The organism is Hydrosulfovibrio ferrireducens (genome assembly GCF_046883345.1).
Classification (GTDB): domain Bacteria; phylum Desulfobacterota; class Desulfobulbia; order Desulfobulbales; family Desulfurivibrionaceae; genus Thiovibrio; species Thiovibrio ferrireducens.
In genome coordinates this window covers 108,571-126,662 of record NZ_JALKCW010000006.1, presented here as the reverse complement: position 1 = coordinate 126,662, position 18,092 = coordinate 108,571, and the positions used below count along the sequence as shown (strand labels likewise).

General features: G+C 55.1%; 14 protein-coding genes and 1 pseudogene. 9 read left to right on the top strand and 6 right to left on the bottom strand.

The genetic code is table 11. From position 1 onward, the window contains the following. Nucleotides 1-133 (top strand): annotated as a pseudogene (locus tag MWR57_RS02000) (IS5/IS1182 family transposase); the annotation flags it as partial. Nucleotides 134-690: 557 nt separating this feature from the next. Here the strand turns inward: MWR57_RS02000 and MWR57_RS01995 are convergent. From MWR57_RS01995 to MWR57_RS01985, 3 genes are all read right to left on the bottom strand, one after another. Further along, complete coding sequence (locus MWR57_RS01995) at nucleotides 691-1,506, bottom strand: 4Fe-4S dicluster domain-containing protein (protein WP_423123112.1); 816 nt, start codon at nucleotides 1,504-1,506, stop codon at nucleotides 691-693. Nucleotides 1,507-1,571: 65 nt separating this feature from the next. After that, nucleotides 1,572-3,827 (bottom strand): molybdopterin-containing oxidoreductase family protein, encoded by a 2,256-nt coding sequence (locus MWR57_RS01990; RefSeq protein WP_423123111.1) that lies wholly within the window; start codon nucleotides 3,825-3,827, stop codon nucleotides 1,572-1,574. A 1-nt stretch (nucleotide 3,828) separates the two neighbouring features. Further along, entirely contained in the window at nucleotides 3,829-4,395 is a 567-nt protein-coding gene (locus MWR57_RS01985; protein WP_423123110.1) for a TorD/DmsD family molecular chaperone, read from the bottom strand. A 289-nt stretch (nucleotides 4,396-4,684) separates the two neighbouring features. Between MWR57_RS01985 and MWR57_RS01980 the strand changes: the two genes are divergently transcribed. The 7 genes from MWR57_RS01980 (at nucleotide 4,685) to MWR57_RS01950 (ending at nucleotide 12,332) form a co-directional block, all read left to right on the top strand. Further along, nucleotides 4,685-6,079 (top strand): ATP-binding protein, encoded by a 1,395-nt coding sequence (locus MWR57_RS01980; protein WP_423123109.1) that lies wholly within the window; start codon nucleotides 4,685-4,687, stop codon nucleotides 6,077-6,079. Continuing rightward, a complete protein-coding gene (locus MWR57_RS01975; protein ID WP_423123108.1) occupies nucleotides 6,072-6,608 on the top strand; it encodes a response regulator transcription factor in 537 nt (178 codons plus the stop codon). Before MWR57_RS01980 ends, MWR57_RS01975 begins: the two co-directional genes overlap by 8 nt. Nucleotides 6,609-6,637: 29 nt before the next feature. Beyond that, nucleotides 6,638-7,189: a nitrous oxide reductase accessory protein NosL gene (locus MWR57_RS01970; protein WP_423123107.1), complete on the top strand. Its 552-nt coding sequence runs from the start codon at nucleotides 6,638-6,640 to the stop codon at nucleotides 7,187-7,189. A 483-nt stretch (nucleotides 7,190-7,672) separates the two neighbouring features. Next, the gene (locus MWR57_RS01965) at nucleotides 7,673-7,957 is read left to right on the top strand and encodes a hypothetical protein (RefSeq protein ID WP_423123106.1); all 285 of its coding nucleotides are present in this window, start codon (nucleotides 7,673-7,675) and stop codon (nucleotides 7,955-7,957) included. Nucleotides 7,958-8,178: 221 nt separating this feature from the next. Beyond that, a complete protein-coding gene (ftsH, locus tag MWR57_RS01960) occupies nucleotides 8,179-10,071 on the top strand; it encodes an ATP-dependent zinc metalloprotease FtsH (RefSeq protein ID WP_423123105.1) in 1,893 nt (630 codons plus the stop codon). A 258-nt stretch (nucleotides 10,072-10,329) separates the two neighbouring features. After that, nucleotides 10,330-11,772 carry a cytochrome c3 family protein gene (locus MWR57_RS01955; RefSeq protein ID WP_423123104.1) on the top strand — a complete coding sequence of 481 codons (1,443 nt, stop codon included), beginning with the start codon at nucleotides 10,330-10,332 and terminating at the stop codon, nucleotides 11,770-11,772. 86 nt (nucleotides 11,773-11,858) lie between these two features. Next, nucleotides 11,859-12,332: a MerR family transcriptional regulator gene (locus MWR57_RS01950; RefSeq protein WP_423123103.1), complete on the top strand. Its 474-nt coding sequence runs from the start codon at nucleotides 11,859-11,861 to the stop codon at nucleotides 12,330-12,332. Between the two features lie 185 nt (nucleotides 12,333-12,517). Here the strand turns inward: MWR57_RS01950 and MWR57_RS01945 are convergent, their stop codons facing one another. Together MWR57_RS01945 and MWR57_RS01940 are read right to left on the bottom strand one after the other, a co-directional pair. Beyond that, nucleotides 12,518-14,008 carry a leucyl aminopeptidase gene (locus tag MWR57_RS01945; protein ID WP_423123102.1) on the bottom strand — a complete coding sequence of 497 codons (1,491 nt, stop codon included), beginning with the start codon at nucleotides 14,006-14,008 and terminating at the stop codon, nucleotides 12,518-12,520. Between the two features lie 58 nt (nucleotides 14,009-14,066). Then, nucleotides 14,067-15,263, bottom strand: coding sequence for a response regulator (locus MWR57_RS01940; RefSeq protein ID WP_423123101.1), 1,197 nt, complete (start codon nucleotides 15,261-15,263; stop codon nucleotides 14,067-14,069). A gap of 284 nt (nucleotides 15,264-15,547) precedes the next feature. Between MWR57_RS01940 and MWR57_RS01935 the strand changes: the two genes are divergently transcribed. After that, entirely contained in the window at nucleotides 15,548-16,600 is a 1,053-nt protein-coding gene (locus tag MWR57_RS01935) for a hemolysin family protein (protein ID WP_423123100.1), read from the top strand. Between the two features lie 133 nt (nucleotides 16,601-16,733). Here the strand turns inward: MWR57_RS01935 and MWR57_RS01930 are convergent, their stop codons facing one another. Beyond that, a complete protein-coding gene (locus MWR57_RS01930) occupies nucleotides 16,734-18,089 on the bottom strand; it encodes a 4Fe-4S binding protein (RefSeq protein ID WP_423123099.1) in 1,356 nt (451 codons plus the stop codon). Nucleotides 18,090-18,092 lie beyond the last annotated feature (3 nt).

The following is an 18,092-nucleotide window of genomic DNA, read 5'->3' as shown; positions in this document are numbered from 1 at the left end:
TCTTCGGGCCATCTGCGAGCAAGCCGAGAAGGCGGGGCTTTTATCCGACGATCATTTCACCGTTGACGGCACCCTCATCGAATCCTGGGCCTCGCTGAAGAGCTTTCGTCCCAAGGACCTGGAACCGCCCCAGTCTCCTAACAGGATGTTGAAAAAAGCCGTCCTGGCTTTTTTCAACCACGATCGGTCAGAAGTGAATTCTGTCCGATCTCACAATTTCAACGAGTTAGGACTCGTCGAAATTGGCGGTCCATCCCTGGATCGCACGCAGGGCATCGAAAAACGAGTTTTTCAACACCCTGCTAGCAAGAAAAGAAATCGTCCGTGGTGGTGAAAAAGACCCAGTCACAGGGAAAATTTTTAAAGAACGGTTTTGGGTTCGCTTATCTGGCCGAGAGATTTCCGTTAATGTCGAAACCTACCCTTACCGGAACGGAAGCAAGGCCGTAGTCTATGCAAATCTGCCCGGAACCGTATCTGGGACCACGGTTGACTTTGTCAACGCAACAGAGGCACTAAAAAAAGAGATCGAACGAATTGTTAAATCTTAATCGCCACATAATGTAACTTGTTAAAGGAAGCCTGCCCTGCTAAACAGACTTTTAAGAAAACTTCTCCCACCCAAATAAAAAGCCCCCGACGCCTTGCGGCACCGGGGGCTTTTCATAACCAGCAAAAACGCGAAACGACTTATTCCTTCTCGTCCTCGCTCAAGCCTTTCACAATAACCGCTCCAGCCAGCCCAAGCATTCCGAGACCCTTGACCTGATCCATGGCCGGCTTCAGCATCTGAGCCATGATGGTCCGACGCAGATTAGCCTGCGGCATGGTCTTCGGGGTGCAGGTGGTGGTCAGCAGGTGCATGTCCTTTTTGTTCCCGTAATAGCGGACATTGGGGCCGATCTTCACCTTGGCGCTTTCCAGCTTGGCTGCGCCTTTCTTCACGTACTTGGCAACCTCGGAATTGGGATCGGAAAGATCGCCGAATATCCGAGCGCGGGCCAGGCAGGTCTGCACGCAGGCAGGCTCAAGCCCAACCGCAACCCGCTCCACGCAGAAGGTGCATTTATCGGCCTTGGGATCGCCCTCTTCCTCATTCACATAACGAGCGTTATACGGGCAGGCGTCGGCGCAAGCGCCGCAACCAATGCAGCGTTCCTTGTCGATCTGCACCGTGCCGTTGAAAGGGTCCTTCCAGGTGGCGGCCACTTCCATCTTCTTGGTCGCTCCGGTCTTCGCATCGGTAAAGGTGGCCTCAACCTTGTCCGCCGGGCAGACATCCACGCAGGCGGGCTTGTCGCAATGGTTGCACAGGCCGGGATAATAGGTGGAAGCCAAGCCCTGTGGGGTCTTGCTCGGTCCGAGGCGATTTACCCAGTTTCTTCTCCGTTCCCGCTCCGCCGAATCCTTGCCCGTGGGAACCTCCCACTCGGCCCGGCAGGCGATGGAGCAGGCATGACAGCCCACACATTTCTCAAGATCTATAATCATTCCGTATTGACTCACGGCATACCTCCATAAATCGAATTGGTTAATTTCCCTGCGGTATCATCTCGCCAAATCACTCATTTTCAGGCGGGAATGTTCAGCACCTTGCCATTCTTGACAAACTTGACGAAGTTGTTCCGCATGCCGTGCGCACCGGTTTCAGGATCGACAGCCAGCTTGGTGATCAAGCTCTGATCGTCGATACCCTTGCCGACAGCAACGGTCATGGCCGGATTCTTGGTGCCGTAGCCATGGGCCATGTACACCGTATCCTTGCGGATGCCGGGGGTGACCTTGACCACGCTGCTGGTCTGGGATTTCACTCCGTCCTGGTTGACCAGCTCGATGCGATCGCCGTCTTTCAGTCCCATCTTCTTGGCGGATTCGTCGTTGAGCCACACCGGATTTTCCGGCATCTCATTGGCCAGCCAAGCATTGTTCTGGGAACGATTGAAGGTGTGGACCGGCGACCGGCCATAGACCAGACGGGCGTAGCCCTTGGGTGTCTCGGGCACCGGGATGTAGGTGGGAATGCCGGAGAAGCCCGCGTCGGCGACTTCCTGGCTGAAGAAATTCACCTTGAGCACCATACCGTAAGGATCAGCGCCGGGCTGCACATGGATGCCGTCTTCCTTGACCAACTGCTCGATGGAAAGGTTCGCGCCGGCAAGAGCCTTGTTTGTTTTCTCTTCCATGGTCTGAACCGGAATATGCTGGCCAAGTCCCATGCGCTTTGCAATTTCGTTGGTGATCCAGACGGGATCCTTGCGCTCGTGGTCCGCGGCAGTCACGGAAACCAGGGGCATGCGAGCGGAGATGTACTGCTCCTGCTTGCCGGACAAATCCCACTGGGTGCCGGGCTTGATCATGTCGTACCGTTCCAGATAAGAGGATTCCGGCAACAGGATGTCGGCATACATGGTGATGTCAGTGGGCATGATATCGCAAACCATGACAAAATCCATCTGCTGCAGCATCTTGATGGTCATCTCCTGATCGGGAATGGTCTGAATGGGGTTCTGGCCCCAAGCGACAAAGCCCTTGATCGCATATGGCTTACCGGTGATAGCAGCTTCGCGGATCATATCGGTCGGAGTGCCGGGAGGCGAAAACGGATGCTTCTTGGCCATCCGGTGCAGGGCATGCTCCTCGGCATGTTCTTCGTTGATCTTGGGCCAGCCGCCGGCCTTGCCGACCTTGGGGCCCTTGCCCTTAACGAAACCGCCCTTGACGCCGATGGCTCCCAACAGGCCGGTGAGGCAGGCCAGAGAACGCTCGCGCTGAAAATCGTTGCCATACCAGCTCACATGGCGGCCCGGATGGATGGAGACATTGGGAGAGTTGGCAGCAAGAAGCTCGGCCACTTCCTTGATCTGCTTGACCGGAACGTCGCAGGTCTTGGCAGCCCAGGCCAGGGTGGCATGGGAGATGCCTGCCTTAAACTTGTCAAAGCCAACGCCGTTGGCCTCCACATAGGCTTTGTTGTACTTGCCGGTCTTGATCAGATGGTTCATGATCGCCAGCAAAAAGGCGGTGTCGGTGCCGGGTTTGATCTTGACCCAGATATGCGCCTTGGCCGCGGAGGCGGAGAAGCGGGGATCGACAACGATCAGCTTGGCGCCGTTCTCAAGGCCCTTGAGATACCGCTTCACATGGGAAACATGGACGTTCTCGCCAAAATGGCCGCCCAGGAGCATGATCGCCTTGGCGTTGGCCATGTCGACATTCTCGTCCGGCGGGGTGTCCAGGGTGGCGACATAGGCCATGTCGCGGATGCCGCGGCACTGGAAGAAAGAGGCCTCGGAGACATTCGGGGTCCCGACGACTTTTTCGAAAAAGCCCATCGGGTAGGTTGCCGAGGAGCCGTGGGGGAACATGGCAATGCCGTGGGGGCCGTACTTGTCGACCACGCCCTTGAGCTTGGCGGCGCACTCGTCCAGAGCCTCATCCCAGGTAATCCGCTTCCACTGGGGAGCGCCGCGCTTGCCCACGTTTTTCATGGGGAATTTCAGACGATCCGGATCATAAAGGAGCTTGACGCCTGCGTTGCCGCGGGCGCAGATGCTCGCACCGTTGTCGATGCTCTTGGGGTTACCTTCAAGCTTCACCAACTTGCCGTCCCGAACCTTGCCCACCAACTGACAGCGCCAGAAACACATTTCGCAGACGCCGCCAACAGCGGTCTTGGTGTCGGCAAAGCTGCCCGGTGCGGTAAACGGTTTCTTGACAAACGGGGTACTCGCAGTCGCCCTGTTTGCAAAACAGCCGGACATCGCTGCCGTTGCTGCCGCAAGGGATGCGGTCTGGAGAAATTTACGTCTCGTCAGATTCAAAGCCATTTCACATTTCCTCCCTTGTAAAAAAATCAATGAGATTAACTAGAACTCCATAAAAAGGGTGACGACCCTCTTGTAAAACCCGTGCTTGAAATTTGGGAAACCATGGTCTGAAATGCTGTTGCAAAAAAATCTCTTCTTCCTGGCCCTTGCCTTCCTCGGCAAGCAGCGCCAGAAATTCCAGCTCAAAGGTAAGATGATCGGGGATATCCGCCTCACCCGCCAGATCGAAGCCCTGCTCCCGATAAAAAGCCTTGGCCTTATCGGCACTGGGGCCGTAGAGCATGCCGTCGGCGCTGAGGTAGATCGAACCATACGGCGGGGCGACCACGGAGGGAACGGCATTGACGAACAGCCGGGTGTGTTCCACCTGGATAGGCTCAAGCCAGTCCGTACCCTCGGTGATTGCCTGGCGAATGGTCTGCGCCTCGGCATCCCAGCCCAGTTCGACAAGAAAGGTATTGAGTGCGGAAAAATAATCAGCCTGCATCCAATCCGGGCTGGGGTAGCGCATGGACTGGGCAAGGAAGCGGTAAATCTCCGCCATGTTGGTCGAAGTAGATTGGGTCATGAGCCTCGCGTGGGGGGCAGGATGTATCGTTTACAAATGACGCTCCCCGGCAGAGGTGCTACATTTCTAAAAAACGGTTCCTGCACAAAAATGGTTTTCAGACAATGCGTGTTTGCAAGATAAGGAAACACCTCAGTGTGCATAACACAAGGCCCCCCTGTTGCAAATGCGACAAATTGTCGCATTTGCAACAGGGCACAAGGAAGCACTTCAACTTCCCCGCGAAAAATGGTATGCATCACGGGTTGTTTTCGAGCACAGCACACAGGCTCATCAGGGCAACACAACCATGCTGCTTTCCGCAAGAAAAGAGGGTAAAACGGTGCATACGGCTATCCGGCAAAACAATTTCAGCGGGGATGACACCCAGACCGCCCCGGCCAGAATCGCCTTTACCTGGCTGCTGCATTTGCGTTGGGGAGCGGTGGCGGCCCAGGTTCTCCTGGTGTTGATTGCTCTTTTTTTTCTTGAAATCAGTCTCCCCTACCGGATTATTTCCGGCATCCTCACCTTTGAAATCATCAGCAATTTCCTGTTCGGTTTTTTGATAAGGAAAAAAACAGCCATAGCCGACCGTTTTTTCGCGCTGGTCATGTTTTTGGACACCGCCCTGCTCACCGGACTCATCTACTACTCCGGCGGGCCGATGAATCCCTTCACCTTTCTCTATCTGGTGCATATCACCCTTGGCGCCATCCTCATGCCGCCCAGATGGTCGTGGAGCCTGGCCATTTTCACCACCGGCTGCTATGCCGCCCTGTTTGTGCTGCCCGCCGAAGGAAGCATGAATCAGCCCTGTCATCCGGAACCGGCGATGCTGCAAACCCTGAGCGACCCCCTGAAGATCCATCTCCAAGGGATGTGGGTCGCCTTTGCCGTAACCGCCTTTTTCATTGTTTTTTTTGTCAGCCGGATTCAGACGGCCCTGGCCAGACACCAGAAAACTCTGGCGGATCTGCAGAAAGAAAAAACCAAAAGCGAACGCATGGCCTCCCTCGCCACCCTGGCCGCAGGCGCAGCCCATGAATTTTCCACCCCCCTGTCAACCATCGCCGTGGCAGCCGGCGAAATGATCCATGCCCTGAAAAAAAATAACGCAGCGGAGTTTCCTGAACTGCTTGCCGATGTTACCCTGATCCGCGACCAGGTAACACGCTGCAAGGATATCCTCTTTCACCTGGCCGCCGATGCCGGAGACCAGATGGGGGAGGCATTTACGGATTTTTCCATGGACGAACTCATGGAAAATCTCCTCAATTCCTTTTCCGAGCCGCTCAAAAATCAGGTACATTATACGAACAGTACGGGCGGGCTGTTGGTCAGCATGCCGCTTCGCACCCTGCGCCGCATTGTCCGAGGCCTGATCAAGAATGGCCTTGATGCCGCCCCGAGTACGCCTGTCCTGGTGGAATGCAGGCACGACGCAACACGGCTTTATATTGAGGTCACGGACAATGGCGCCGGCATGACTCCGGACATCGCCGCCCGGGCGACGGAGCCTTTTTTTACCACCAAGGAACCAGGCAAGGGATTGGGCCTTGGCCTCTTTCTTGCCAAGTCAATAGCTGAAAGATTTGGCGGGGGCTTAAGCCTGATTTCCGAGCCGGGCAAAGGCTCAAAGGTGTCACTTTTTTTTGCTTTGCAACAGATCACGGCCCATGCGCCGGAGGGATTTCATGAATAAAACGATTATTCTCGTTGACGATGAGGAGTTGTTCCGGGAGCGGTTGGCAAAGGCCTTTAGCCAACGGGGGTTCACGGTTTTCACGGCGGGCGGTTGTGATGAAGCCCTCCGGATTATCGAGGCAAAAAAACCAAACATGGGGGTGTTTGACCTTAAAATGCCCGGCAAATCAGGGTTGGAGCTCATCCCTGCCGCCAGGTCCATCAACCCGGAGATGCAGATTGTCGTACTCACCGGCTATGGCAGTATCGCCACGGCCACCGAGGCGGTCCGGCTTGGGGCTCTGTATTACCTGCCGAAACCGGCGGATGTGGACGATATTCTCGGGGCCTTTGCCAGGAACCCCAAACTTGCCCTGGAGATCGACCAGGATGAGTTTTCCGCCCCTTCCCTGGCCCGGGCCGAGTGGGAACACATCAATCGCGTGCTCACCGACTGCGACGGCAATATCTCCCTGGCGGCCAAAAAACTCGACCTGCACCGGAGAACCCTGCAACGCAAGCTGCAAAAATATCCTCCCAGCAAATAACCACGACACCCTTCACCCGGAGAGACACCATGCGCACCACACAGCCTGGCGACACTTGCACAAAACGAATTATCCTCGCATTCTTGAGCGTGGCAATGCTGCTGACCTGCGTCCCGGCATTCGCCGCAGGACCTAAACCCCAGCCGATCACCGAGACAATGAGTTGCGCGGCTTGCGGCATGTATCCGCACCGCTACCCCCAATGGCAGACCCAGGTCATCTTCCAGGACGGAACCATGAGCGCCTTTGACGGCAGCAAATGCATGTTCCGTTTTCTTCTCAACATGCAGAAATTCGCCCCTGAACGCACACCGGAGCAGGTGGCGGCGGTATGGGTGAAGGATTTCAAAACCGGCGCCTGGCTTGACGGCAAGGCGGCGCATTATGTGATCGACAGCAAGGAAATGGGCCCCATGGGCAAGGAGCTGATTCCCTTTGCGACTCGCGCTATGGCGGAAGAATTCCAAAAGGCAAACGGCGGCGCCATCGAAACCTATGCGAACATCAGCATGGCCACCATCAAGCCGCTCATGGGCGGAATGCACATGCAAAAGAAGATGCCGCATTCTCCCATGCAGTAATATATACCCACAGCGGGCACGGCCCTCCGTGCCCGCCCCCTTCCCCGCCCGGCCAACACTTGCCATCCTGAATTGTCAGCATTACGGAAAATTGAATATTCACCTGATGCTGCACCATCGCAATTCCGTAATTCTCACACCTGCAGCTTACATCTAACTTGCTGAAATTACGCATTTTTTATGATTGACTTCCCTCCAAAAACACTTATAGTATTTTTAACGAGTGACGGAGTACGGAACCATTCACCCCACGAAAAGGAGGCGAATCATGACACACGCATCGTTGGCAAAAAGCAAAAGCCGGACCAAATCTGTAGCACGAGAAGCAGCAAACACCAGGGTTTCAACCGGAGCATTGGCAGTATTTGGCACGCTCTCAACCCTGACAGGTCTGTGGGCTGTGGCCTGTTTTGTCGGGGCATTGATCGCCACCGGCGGGCCTCTTGCTCTGACCAGCGCGTGGATTTCAGCGGTAACCGGCGGATGAGAAGCAAAAACATCTCGGCATCCATGCTGGAGATAGTTCCAATCCGGTCTGATTCCAGGGCAAGGGCGAGAGTAAAGGTCAGACCCCCTGCCTTCCTTGGAGAACCGGAACCCGACACCTCTGTCGGACAGGAGATATCCAAGGCAGGAGTGGGGATTATTCTTTGCGCCGGAGCGCTCATCGGCCTGGGTGGTTTTTTGTTTTTTATCGGGGGACTGCTTACAACCGACGGGATCACAGGTTTTGTAAAAGGATGGCTTACCGCCTTCACCGGCATATAATCGTATTTTTTTGCAAGGAACCTCTTTCAAAAACACGCGCGCAACACCAGCACACAGACAAGCCCGGACGTACTCTGCGTACGTTACGGGCTTTTTTTATTTATGATTGGCAGCCGAATACCGCTTCCAGTACAATGAAAAGCACGGGGGAGAGGCACCAGGCACCCCGTACATAGCCAGACCGTGGCGCGTGCACACATCGACAACAGAACGAGGTTGCCATGACCAAGCTTGTCTACACGCTCTTCCTCATCGCCGTACTCGGAATTATTGGCTTTGCCACCGCTCTGTTCTGGAAACTGGAAAACACCCGCCCTTCCCTGAAATACAACGACTTCCTGACCAACCTGGAGAACAGCGAGATCGCGGAAGTACACCTCAAGGGCGGAAACATCTCGCTCACGGATATTTATGGCCGTGAGTTTTCCACCTTTTCCCCAGATGTGGATACTCTGATGGGCAAGCTGGTCCAAAAGAAAGTCGCCATCATCACGGAAGATGACCGTCCTTCGCCATTTGGCAACTTCTTTACGGTCACACTGCCGATCAGCATCATTCTTATAGGCGGGTTGCTTGTGATGCGGACCCAGCAACGAAAATCCGAAGAGGAGCCTGAATTCGCCAAAAACAAGGCGATTCATTTCGACAAAAACAACAAACCCATAACCTTTGATGATGTTGCCGGCATCCCGGAGGCCAAAGAGGAACTCAGGGAAATAGTCAACTTCCTCAAAGAGCCGAAAAAATTCAGCAGGCTTGGCGCCAGCCTGCCCAAGGGCGTTTTGCTGCAAGGCCTTCCCGGCACGGGTAAAACCCTGCTGGCAAAAGCCATTGCCGGCGAGGCCGGGGTTCCATTTTACAGCTTCAGCGGCTCCGATTTCGTGGAGATGTTCGTGGGGGTTGGCGCTTCGAGGGTCCGGGATCTTTTCCGGGAAGCAAAAAAAAATGCGCCCTGCATCGTCTTTATTGACGAGATCGATGCGGTCGGCGCCCACCGCAGCGGGGCAGGATCGGTCGGAGGCCAGGATGAACGGGGGCAAACCCTGAATGCCCTGTTGGTCGAGATGGACGGCTTCGGCCGCGACGACACCATCATCGTCCTGGCCGCCACCAACCGCCCGGACATCCTTGACCCGGCCCTGAGACGCCCCGGCCGCTTCGACAGGCAGATCACCATCCTGCCCCCCGACGTGAAAGGGAGGCTGAAAATCATTCAGGTGCACAGCAAACGCTTGATCATCTCGGAAAATGTCGATCTGGCGGAGGTTGCCAGAAACACCCCCGGCTTTACCGGCGCGGAACTGGCCAATCTCGTGAACGAGGCTGCCCTGATCGCGGCCCGGGAAAACAAGGAGGCCATCGAAGCAGACGATTTTAACGAGGCAAAAGACCGGATTCTCATCGGCATCGAGCGCAAGGGCTTCGTGATCAGCAAGGATGACCGGCGAACCATGGCCTATCACGAGGCTGGCCATGCCATTGTTGCCCGCCATCTCCCAGAGGCCGATCCCATTCAAAAGATCAGCATTATCCCCCGCGGACGAGCCATGGGACACACCCTACAGCAAAACCTTACCGACCGTCAGGCCCATACCAAGGAATACCTGCAGACCAGGATCGCCATTCTCATGGCCGGCCGAGCCGCGGAAAAAATCGGCCTCAACCAGCAAACCACCGGCGCGGAAGACGATCTCCTGCGCGCCACCCAGATCGCCACCAAGATGGTATGCCAATGGGGGATGAATGAGGTTATCGGCCCACTGGCCTACGCCAAATCAGAGGAAGGCTTTCTGGGAGACCAGACAAATTCGCTGATCTACAGCGAAATTACCGCCAGACACATCGACATGGAAGTGCGCAAACTGGTGGAGGAATGCTCCCAGAAAGCACATGCCATCCTTCTGCAAGAAAAACCTTTCTTGAGACACCTGGCGGAGACTCTCCTGCAGACAGAAACCCTGGACCGCGAAGAGATGGAAATAATCTTCGAATGCTCCCGCAACAAACAAGCTGCGGAAATATCCGAATCCAGTGAGGGAAAGATCCATGAATGCATGACCTGCCCGGCCACGAGCCACTGCGCGCATCTGCCTTCGCCTGCCGGCAAACCCTGAAAATCAGCGCCATGGGGCACGGCGCCTTGCGGGTCTTCTTCATTTTTTTTGCAATATTGCGATTACCCAAAAAGTGGTCATTATTATTTCAACAAATGCTGCTCCTTTTTTAATGCCGGAATGCTGACACCCTGACTTTGCATGTAACTTATTAGAATAATTTGTTTTTTCTTTACACATATCCATGATAGATTACAAGGGAGCCGGTATTGTGCGAAACATGCAACCATGAACATTATCGAGACGGGAGGATGAGCATTGGCCACATTCACAGACATCGTCAAGACGTTTGTCAATAGCATTGCCCGCAGCAAGGTTTCCCTCATGGGGGCGGTTCTGACCACCGTCACCTTTCCGATCCTGCTGGTTGCGGCGGTTCTCGACATCATGGGAATCGTGGAAAATCCCTATTTCGGTTTTATCATCTATCTGGTTTTAGGTCCGCTCTTCATGGTGAGCCTGCTCCTTGTTTTTCTGGGCCTTTTCTTCTTCAAGGGCAAGGAAGGGGTCAGCCTCTTCACCTACGACTACCTGAAAGAACAATTTTCCGCCCCGAACCGATTCGCCAAGGTACGAAAACTTGTCTTCCTGATATCCGGTCTTACCTTGCTCAATCTTTTCATCCTCGGCCTTATTTCCTACACCGGCTACCACTACACGGAATCCATCGGATTTTGCGGGCAATTATGCCATACGGTCATGGCCCCTGAGTACACCACCTACAAGAATTCTCCCCATTCACGGGTTCGTTGCGTGGAATGTCATATCGGCCAAGGCGCCCAATGGTTTGTGAAATCGAAAATTTCCGGGGTCAGACAGATCTTTGCCGTTGCCTTCAACACATACAGCCGGCCGATTCAAACCCCGGTCCACGGTTTGCGGCCGGCCCGGGAGACCTGCGAGCAATGCCACCGGCCTGAATTATTCCATGGAGACAAGCTCTATATCAGGGATAAATTCCTGCCCGATGAAAAAAACACCCATCTCCAAACCGTGCTCCTCCTCAAGGTTGGCTCCGGCGGTTACCGGGGCAGTAATGCCCATGGCATTCACTGGCATGTGTCCCCGCAAAACGAGATAACCTATACCCACACGGATACGGCCCGGGAAAAAATCAGCGAAGTGAGACTTTCCAAGCCGGACGGCACCGAGATTGTTTTCACTAAAGAGACGGATACCGGCGCCGGACCTGCCGGGAAAGTGCGGACCATGGATTGCGTCGACTGCCATAATCGCCCCACCCATATCTACCTCCCGCCTGATGAAGCCCTGGATCAAAAGCTGGCCCATGGGGATATCCCTGTTTCCCTCCCCTACATAAAGAAAATTGCCCTGGAGTTGATCACGAGAACCTATGCCAGCCATGAGGAAGCCAAAAACACCATTGCCACGGAAATCCGGGCCCGATACCGGAGGGATTATCCAACCCTGGTGAACAACAACCTGCCGCTTCTGGGACAGGCGATCAGCGGCATCCAGGCGGCCTACGTGGAAAATGTTTTCCCGGAAATGAAAATAGAATGGAACACCTACAGAAATTTCCTTGGGCACAAAAATGATTCGGGCTGTTTCCGCTGTCACGATGGCAGCCATACAACCAAGGCCGGTGAAATCATCTCCATGGACTGTGAGACCTGCCATGTCATTCTGGCCGAAGACGAAGCCGATCCCAAGGTCTTGGAAACCCTGCGCGGCCTGTAACAGAATGAATCATTGGAGAAGGGTCGCCCGAACGGTGGCCTTCTCCATGCTCTGCTCATGAAAGACGGATATACACGGAGCGGCACATGGCACTTGACAACAGCGAACCGATTTACCCGATCAGTGTTGCGGCGAAACTTCTCTCCGTTCACCCGCGAACCTTGCGGATCTATGAGGAAGAGGGGTTGATCAAGCCCGCCCGGCAAGGCAACAAACGCTATTTCTCGAACAACGATGTTGAGTGGATCACCTGCCTGCGCACCCTTATCCATGAAAAGGGTATCAGCATTCCCGGCATCAAGATGCTGCTCGAACTCACCCCCTGTTGGGAAATAACCAAATGCCCCCCGGAAAAAAGAGACCGGTGCTCGGCATACATCGACAGGTCCATCCCCTGCTGGCAACGCGCCAATACTGCCTGTTCCAAGGATTTTGGGCAATGCGAGACCTGCGAAGTCTATATCCGGGCCATGAAGCAGGTCAAGGATCTGGCAGCGGCCGGCAATTCTTCTCAGCCGGCGCAACCCGCTGGCCGGAAAGCGCAATTGCCAAAGAAATAAAAACGGATGCGGACAGCGCTACGGCGAGGGTTTTGCACTTGAGGAGCGGTCAAGGACCGCAAAAGCAGCGGGCGAGAACCAAAGGTTTACTGCGGACAAGCTCGTAACCGAGTGTTCACACCATCGGAGCAGGGCCATCTCCGGGAACAACAAAAAAACCGTAGACTGAGCGTCTGCCCCATCGGTCATTTCTTCCACTTTCTGACAAAATCAAACAGGGTGCGCACCGCTATCCCGGAAGGCCCTTTGGGGATATAGGATTTTTCGGTGAAATCCCAAGCCGTGCCGGCAATATCCAGGTGGGCCCAAGGGGTCTCCCCGACAAACTCCTTGAGAAAAGAGGCGGCGGTAATGGCGCCGCCGTCTTTTTTCCCGACGTTTTTGATATCCGCTATCTCGGACTTGAGCTGCTTGGTATACTCCGGGTCCAGGGGCAGCCGCCAGAGAGGTTCGCCGCTGCGCGCCCCCGCGGCAAGCAATTGCTCGCACAGATCCTCGTCATTGGAGAGCAGGCCGGTGTGATGATGCCCGAGACCAATGATGACGGCGCCGGTCAGGGTGGCAACGTCGATGACCATGTCCGGCTTGTATTTTTTGATGCCGTAGGCCAGGGCATCGGCCAAAATCAGACGGCCTTCGGCATCGGTGTTGACCACCTCCACGGTTTTGCCGCCGTACTGGGTGATCACATCTCCAGGCTTCAGGGCGGCCGGGCCGGGGAGATTTTCCGTGGCCGGCACAATCGCCACCAGATTCAAGCCCTTGAGTTTCGCTTGGGCAACCGCCTGCATGGCGCACAGAACCGCGGCCCCCCCGCACATATCGTACTTCATCTCTTCCATCCCGGCGCTCGGTTTGAGCGAGATACCGCCGGAATCAAAGGTGAGTCCCTTGCCGACCAGCAGCAGGGTCGGCGCGCTAGGTTTCACCGCATATTCGAGGATCACCATTTCCGGCGGGCAGGCCGATCCCTGATTGACCCCGACAATCCCGCCCATGCCCAGTTTTTTCAACCGAGCCTGAGTCAGAACAGTGCAGGTCATGCCGTGGGCAGCAGCCAACTGCCTGCCGTATTCGGAGAAATGGCTCGGGGTCCAGTGGCTGGCCGGTTCATTGGCCATATCGCGAGCCCGGCAGGCAGCCTGGGCGACGATTTCCCCCAGCTTGATCGCCTTGCCTGTCCCTGTGCGGTCAGCGCTATACAGGGCTGCCTGCTGCAACATCTCGCCCGGGCCATCCGCATCCTTTTTGGTTTTGTATTTTCGAAACCGGTAGGCGCCCAGCACAAGTCCTTCCGAGAGCCCTTCGACCATTTCGGTCAAGTCGCAGTCAAGATCAGGCGCCACGAGCAACAGATCCCTGGCCTTGCTCTTCATGGCCAGGGAGACGATGGTCCCCCCTGCCTTGCGGAACAACTCCTGGCTGAAATCCTCCTTGCCCAGACCGACAACCAGTATCCGCTGTGCGGCAAAAACGCCCTGTTTTGTTTTTTCCGGATAAAAAAGCAGGTGCTCTCCCTCTTTTCCGGAAAAATCCCCAAGCGCATGCACCCGCCGGAGAACCTCATCAACCATTCCCACACCGCAACGGGGAGCTCCCTTGCCGGACTGACGCACCAGATATACAAGAAGATCCCCGGCATAGTTCTTGGGCTCAACCTTACTGAACTGCAGCATGCATGTACTCCTCAAGGTGGAATGCTGATTATAAAAAACCGATGCAACGGAATGGGGATCATGCGGCAATGGGCATGATTTTTTCCATGGTCATGGAGCGGGCGCATTGCAGCCAGTGCTCCACGGGCAGATCCTGGGAAAGCAGATTGAAATCCGTGGTGAACGCCTCTCCGTTGGCGATCTTGAGAAGACACCGGTCGGCAATGGCCACGCATAACGGAACCCCTTGCAGCGAGTTGAGCGGCTGGCCGTGATTTGCCGCGGCGTCAACCATGACCAGGGGAAGATTCCACCAGAGGAGCAAGGCGCTGCCCAACTCCAGGTGGCTAATGCCGAAAAGCTGCTCTTCCATCTCGGTGGCGAACAGGCCGTACCGTCTTAGAAATGTGGGGGAATGGTGCAACACCTCATCAAGGGAAGCAAGAAAGACCAGCTTGCCGATATCATGGAGAAGTCCGGCCGTAACCGCGGTCCTCTCCTGTCCCGGGGCAAGCGTTTTGGCGATGAGTCCGGCGAGCTTGCCGCACTGGATGCTGTGGTCAATGATCTTCAGGGCATGGGGATGATATTTTTTCGGATACTGGAAATGGTTGAGCGCGCAGAGGAAAAGAACCATCTTCCGTGTCCTGCTGATGCCGAGGCAGCTTACGGCCCGATGGAGATCGTCAATCTTCATTCCCCGGGAAAAATGCACGGAATTCACCATCTGCAGGAGCCGGGCGGCAAGGACCGGATCCTTGCCAAGAACCTCGACAACCTGGTTCAAGGCATAATCGGGCTTCTGGAGAATGACTTCCAGTTCATGCACCACCGGCGGAAGCGCGGGAAGCCCTTGCCCATTATCAAGGAAATCCCAGCATTTACGCATTCTGATCCGTGAGCGCACGGAGAGATCGTGCTCCAACGATTGGCCCAAGTCCTTGCTCAGGGGCAAACAAAACCCCCGGTGCGCAGCCCCTGTGGCCACAGTTCTGACCAAGGCGTCAGCCCCGGTCTTTTCCGAAAAAATAATTCTGATCGCATGGGGGCAGGCGGTGCTGACATAGCGCAGGAAATCCTGTTCGTGCAGGCCGGGCAGATTGAGATTGCACAACACGATATCCGGCACAATCCCGGAGAGAAGCTGCTTGAACTCCTCGATAGTTGTGCAATAACAGACAAGATGCGGCCAGCGCCCCAGCAATTCCTGGAACGCCGCCTTGTGCGACGGATTCGGATCAACAATAAAAACCGAACATTTTTTTATACAAACCATAGAATGGTAATCCCCTTCGGACCTTTCAGCACAAAGCCATGGTGGCGCATCCGGAAAACAGAGCTGTTCTCGCCATCTTAAAAAACTGAAGGGTTCGGTGGGGTGTCCGGGTCGACTTTCCTTGCCTGTAAGGAGTTAATTGAAGGAGATGTTTTTTTATATAATACAGAGTACCCCTTACGCAATGATAATTGCATGATAGAATCAAATAATTGCATTAGATTGCTGATCGTTTCAGCAATCTCATTTCCAACCCCATCCACCTGGAAAAAATGGAGGCGCCCTTGATCCTGCAATTATGCCTTTCCGTCGGTTTTGCCATTATAGTCTCCGCGTTGTGCAGCATCTGCGAAGCGGCGTTCTACTCCTTGCCGATGAGTCATATCGAAATAACCAGCCGGAGCCACAAAAAGATCGGCCGGATTCTCCTGGAGATGAAAAAGGATATCCACCGGCCCATCACCGCGGTGCTCACCCTGAACACCATTGCCAACACCGCAGGCGCCACGCTCTCCGGAGCCGCTGCCGCCGCGGTGTTTGGCGCCGACAGCATGGTCTGGTTTTCCGTATTCTTCACCCTGGCCATTCTCCTCTTCTCGGAGATACTCCCCAAAACCCTGGGTGTTTCCTACTGCCGGGAACTAGCGGTCTGGATCGCCTATCCCCTCCAGTGGATGGTAAAATTATTGGCCCCGTTCATCCTGCTGATCCAGGCCATCACCCGGCTTCTCCCGGCCAAGGACGACGGCCTCCTGGTCTCGGCCCAGGAAATCCAGGCCCTGGCGCGGCAGAGCCACAGATCCGGGGAGATAAGTCTTCAGGAGCGCCGGGTCATCACCAACATTCTCGATCTCAAGGATAAAAACGTCCGCCAGATCATGACTCCGCTCACCGTCACCTTCATGCTCGATGCCGACCTCACCGTAACCAGGGCAATGCAGGCCAACGAGAGGCTGCTCAATATGCACAGCCGGATTCCGCTTTATGAAAAAAACAGGGATGAGGTCATCGGCATTCTCCTGCGCAAGGATCTGTTCAACTTGGCAACCCACGGAGCCGAAGAGAAAACCCTGCGGGAGTTCATGCAACCCGTGCATTTTGTCCCGGAAACCGGACGGTTGACCACGGTCATGCTCGAATTTTTCGAACACCGCAAACATCTCTTTGTGGTGGTTGATGAATACGGCTCGGTCACCGGCGTGGTCAGCCTGGAGGATATCATTGAGGAAATTGTGGGCAGGGAGATCATTGATGAATCAGACCGGGCCATGGACATGCGGGAGCTTGCCAAACGCAAACGGCTCTCCTTTATGACCCAGTCCCAGCAAAACCGTTAACAGCACATCCGTATCTTCTGAAAGGCGAGAAGTGCATCACGAGGCGTAACGGCGTCTAACCCCGATACACGGGAGGCGTGCGTTAACGAAATTATTTTCTAGCCAAAAAACGCAGAAAATAATTTCCAACCTCCTAAAAAATAACAGTCAGATAGAAAATGAGCAGAGCGATAATCAGGAGATTGATCCCGAGAAAGTTCCGGAAACGGACATGGCCCTCGAAATCATTGAGGCAGAATTGCCAGAGGATATAGCATCCGGCAATGGAACCGTTGAGCATGAAGAATGCGGAAAGGATCTGTACCGGAAAATCAGGGATGGTAAAAAAGAACTTCTCCAGAAACCCGGCTCCGATCTGACGCCCGACGGTTGGGATGAAATCGCCCACCCCCGCGGCAAAATATCCCAGCCGGTAGACAAGCTCCCCGGTGAAGGCCATGGGGATCAGAATCGGGACCATGGGGGAAAACTTGCCGAACAGGGGATCCTCATTGATTCCGAACAACCGGGCGCCAAAACGGATAATCGCCAGACTTAAGGCAAAACCGATCAACAGCAACAGACTGAAGAGAACAGCGTCCGACCAACCGGAGAAGTCGGCAAGCTGGGTGTAGATCTCCTTTTTACGCAGAAAACGAGCGAGCTGGGAACCAATGAGGAACGGAACGATATACGAGCAGGTGATGTAGCGCCCCTTGTTGCGAATCAGCTCCGAATAGGGATTGCGCAGGAGCAGTTGCGGCGAGTCCCGGTCGCAAAAAGGGAGACAATGGCCGCAGACCAGACAATGCAGATTATTCTGGACATTGTAGGCCCCAAGGTACACCGGGCAACCCCGTTTGCCTGCAAGCCCTTTTTTGCAGGCAAAGGTCTCGCAGCCGCGGCATTTTTCGTGATCCGGCCTGAACTCGGTGATGGAAAGGGTTGCCGCCGCGCCGCTGATGCGGCCCAGAGGACAGAGATGCCTGCACCACGCCTGTCCGGGGAAAAAAATCGAGAACAGCGCCGCGCCGAAAACAATGGAGAGGACAAAATACGAAGTGCCCACCGGAGACCGGTCAAGTCCGGCAACAACCTCGGTCCAGATGATGAGGGCCAGCAGAATAACCGAGGCATACACCCCATATTTCTGCAGGATTTTCGGAACGCTCAGGGAAAAGCTTATCCCCCGGCGTTGCAGGAAGACGCCAAGCCCGGGGAAAGGGCAGATCCCGCACCACATCCTGCCCACGAAAAACCAGCTCAGCACAATGCTGGGCCAGATCAGGCCCCAGGAAAGGAATACCGCGACATTGCTCCGCGCATCCTTGGGACCGAAAAGACCCGAAACAACCACCAGGGCAAAGAGAATATCGCCGGCGGTCCGGAGATAGGCGTAATGATGCCGGGCGGCGAGAAACCGTCGTATTCCGGGAAACACCCGAAACAGATCCAGTCGCTGCTCGTTTATGGAGATAAGACTCTTAAGGGCGCGGGTCCACCAGGTCACAAA

What these genes read in the sequence shown, in the direction of transcription:
- MWR57_RS01980 (WP_423123109.1), top strand. Translation starts at nt 4,685, where the DNA reads ATGCTGCTTTCCGCAAGAAAAGAGGGTAAAACGGTGCATACGGCTATC.
- MWR57_RS01950 (WP_423123103.1), top strand. Translation starts at nt 11,859, where the DNA reads ATGGCACTTGACAACAGCGAACCGATTTACCCGATCAGTGTTGCGGCG.
- MWR57_RS01965 (WP_423123106.1), top strand. Translation starts at nt 7,673, where the DNA reads ATGAGAAGCAAAAACATCTCGGCATCCATGCTGGAGATAGTTCCAATC.
- MWR57_RS01945 (WP_423123102.1), bottom strand. Translation starts at nt 14,008, where the DNA reads ATGCTGCAGTTCAGTAAGGTTGAGCCCAAGAACTATGCCGGGGATCTT.
- MWR57_RS01985 (WP_423123110.1), bottom strand. Translation starts at nt 4,395, where the DNA reads ATGACCCAATCTACTTCGACCAACATGGCGGAGATTTACCGCTTCCTT.
- MWR57_RS01970 (WP_423123107.1), top strand. Translation starts at nt 6,638, where the DNA reads ATGCGCACCACACAGCCTGGCGACACTTGCACAAAACGAATTATCCTC.
- ftsH (WP_423123105.1), top strand. Translation starts at nt 8,179, where the DNA reads ATGACCAAGCTTGTCTACACGCTCTTCCTCATCGCCGTACTCGGAATT.
- MWR57_RS01990 (WP_423123111.1), bottom strand. Translation starts at nt 3,827, where the DNA reads ATGGCTTTGAATCTGACGAGACGTAAATTTCTCCAGACCGCATCCCTT.
- MWR57_RS01940 (WP_423123101.1), bottom strand. Translation starts at nt 15,263, where the DNA reads ATGGTTTGTATAAAAAAATGTTCGGTTTTTATTGTTGATCCGAATCCG.
- MWR57_RS01975 (WP_423123108.1), top strand. Translation starts at nt 6,072, where the DNA reads ATGAATAAAACGATTATTCTCGTTGACGATGAGGAGTTGTTCCGGGAG.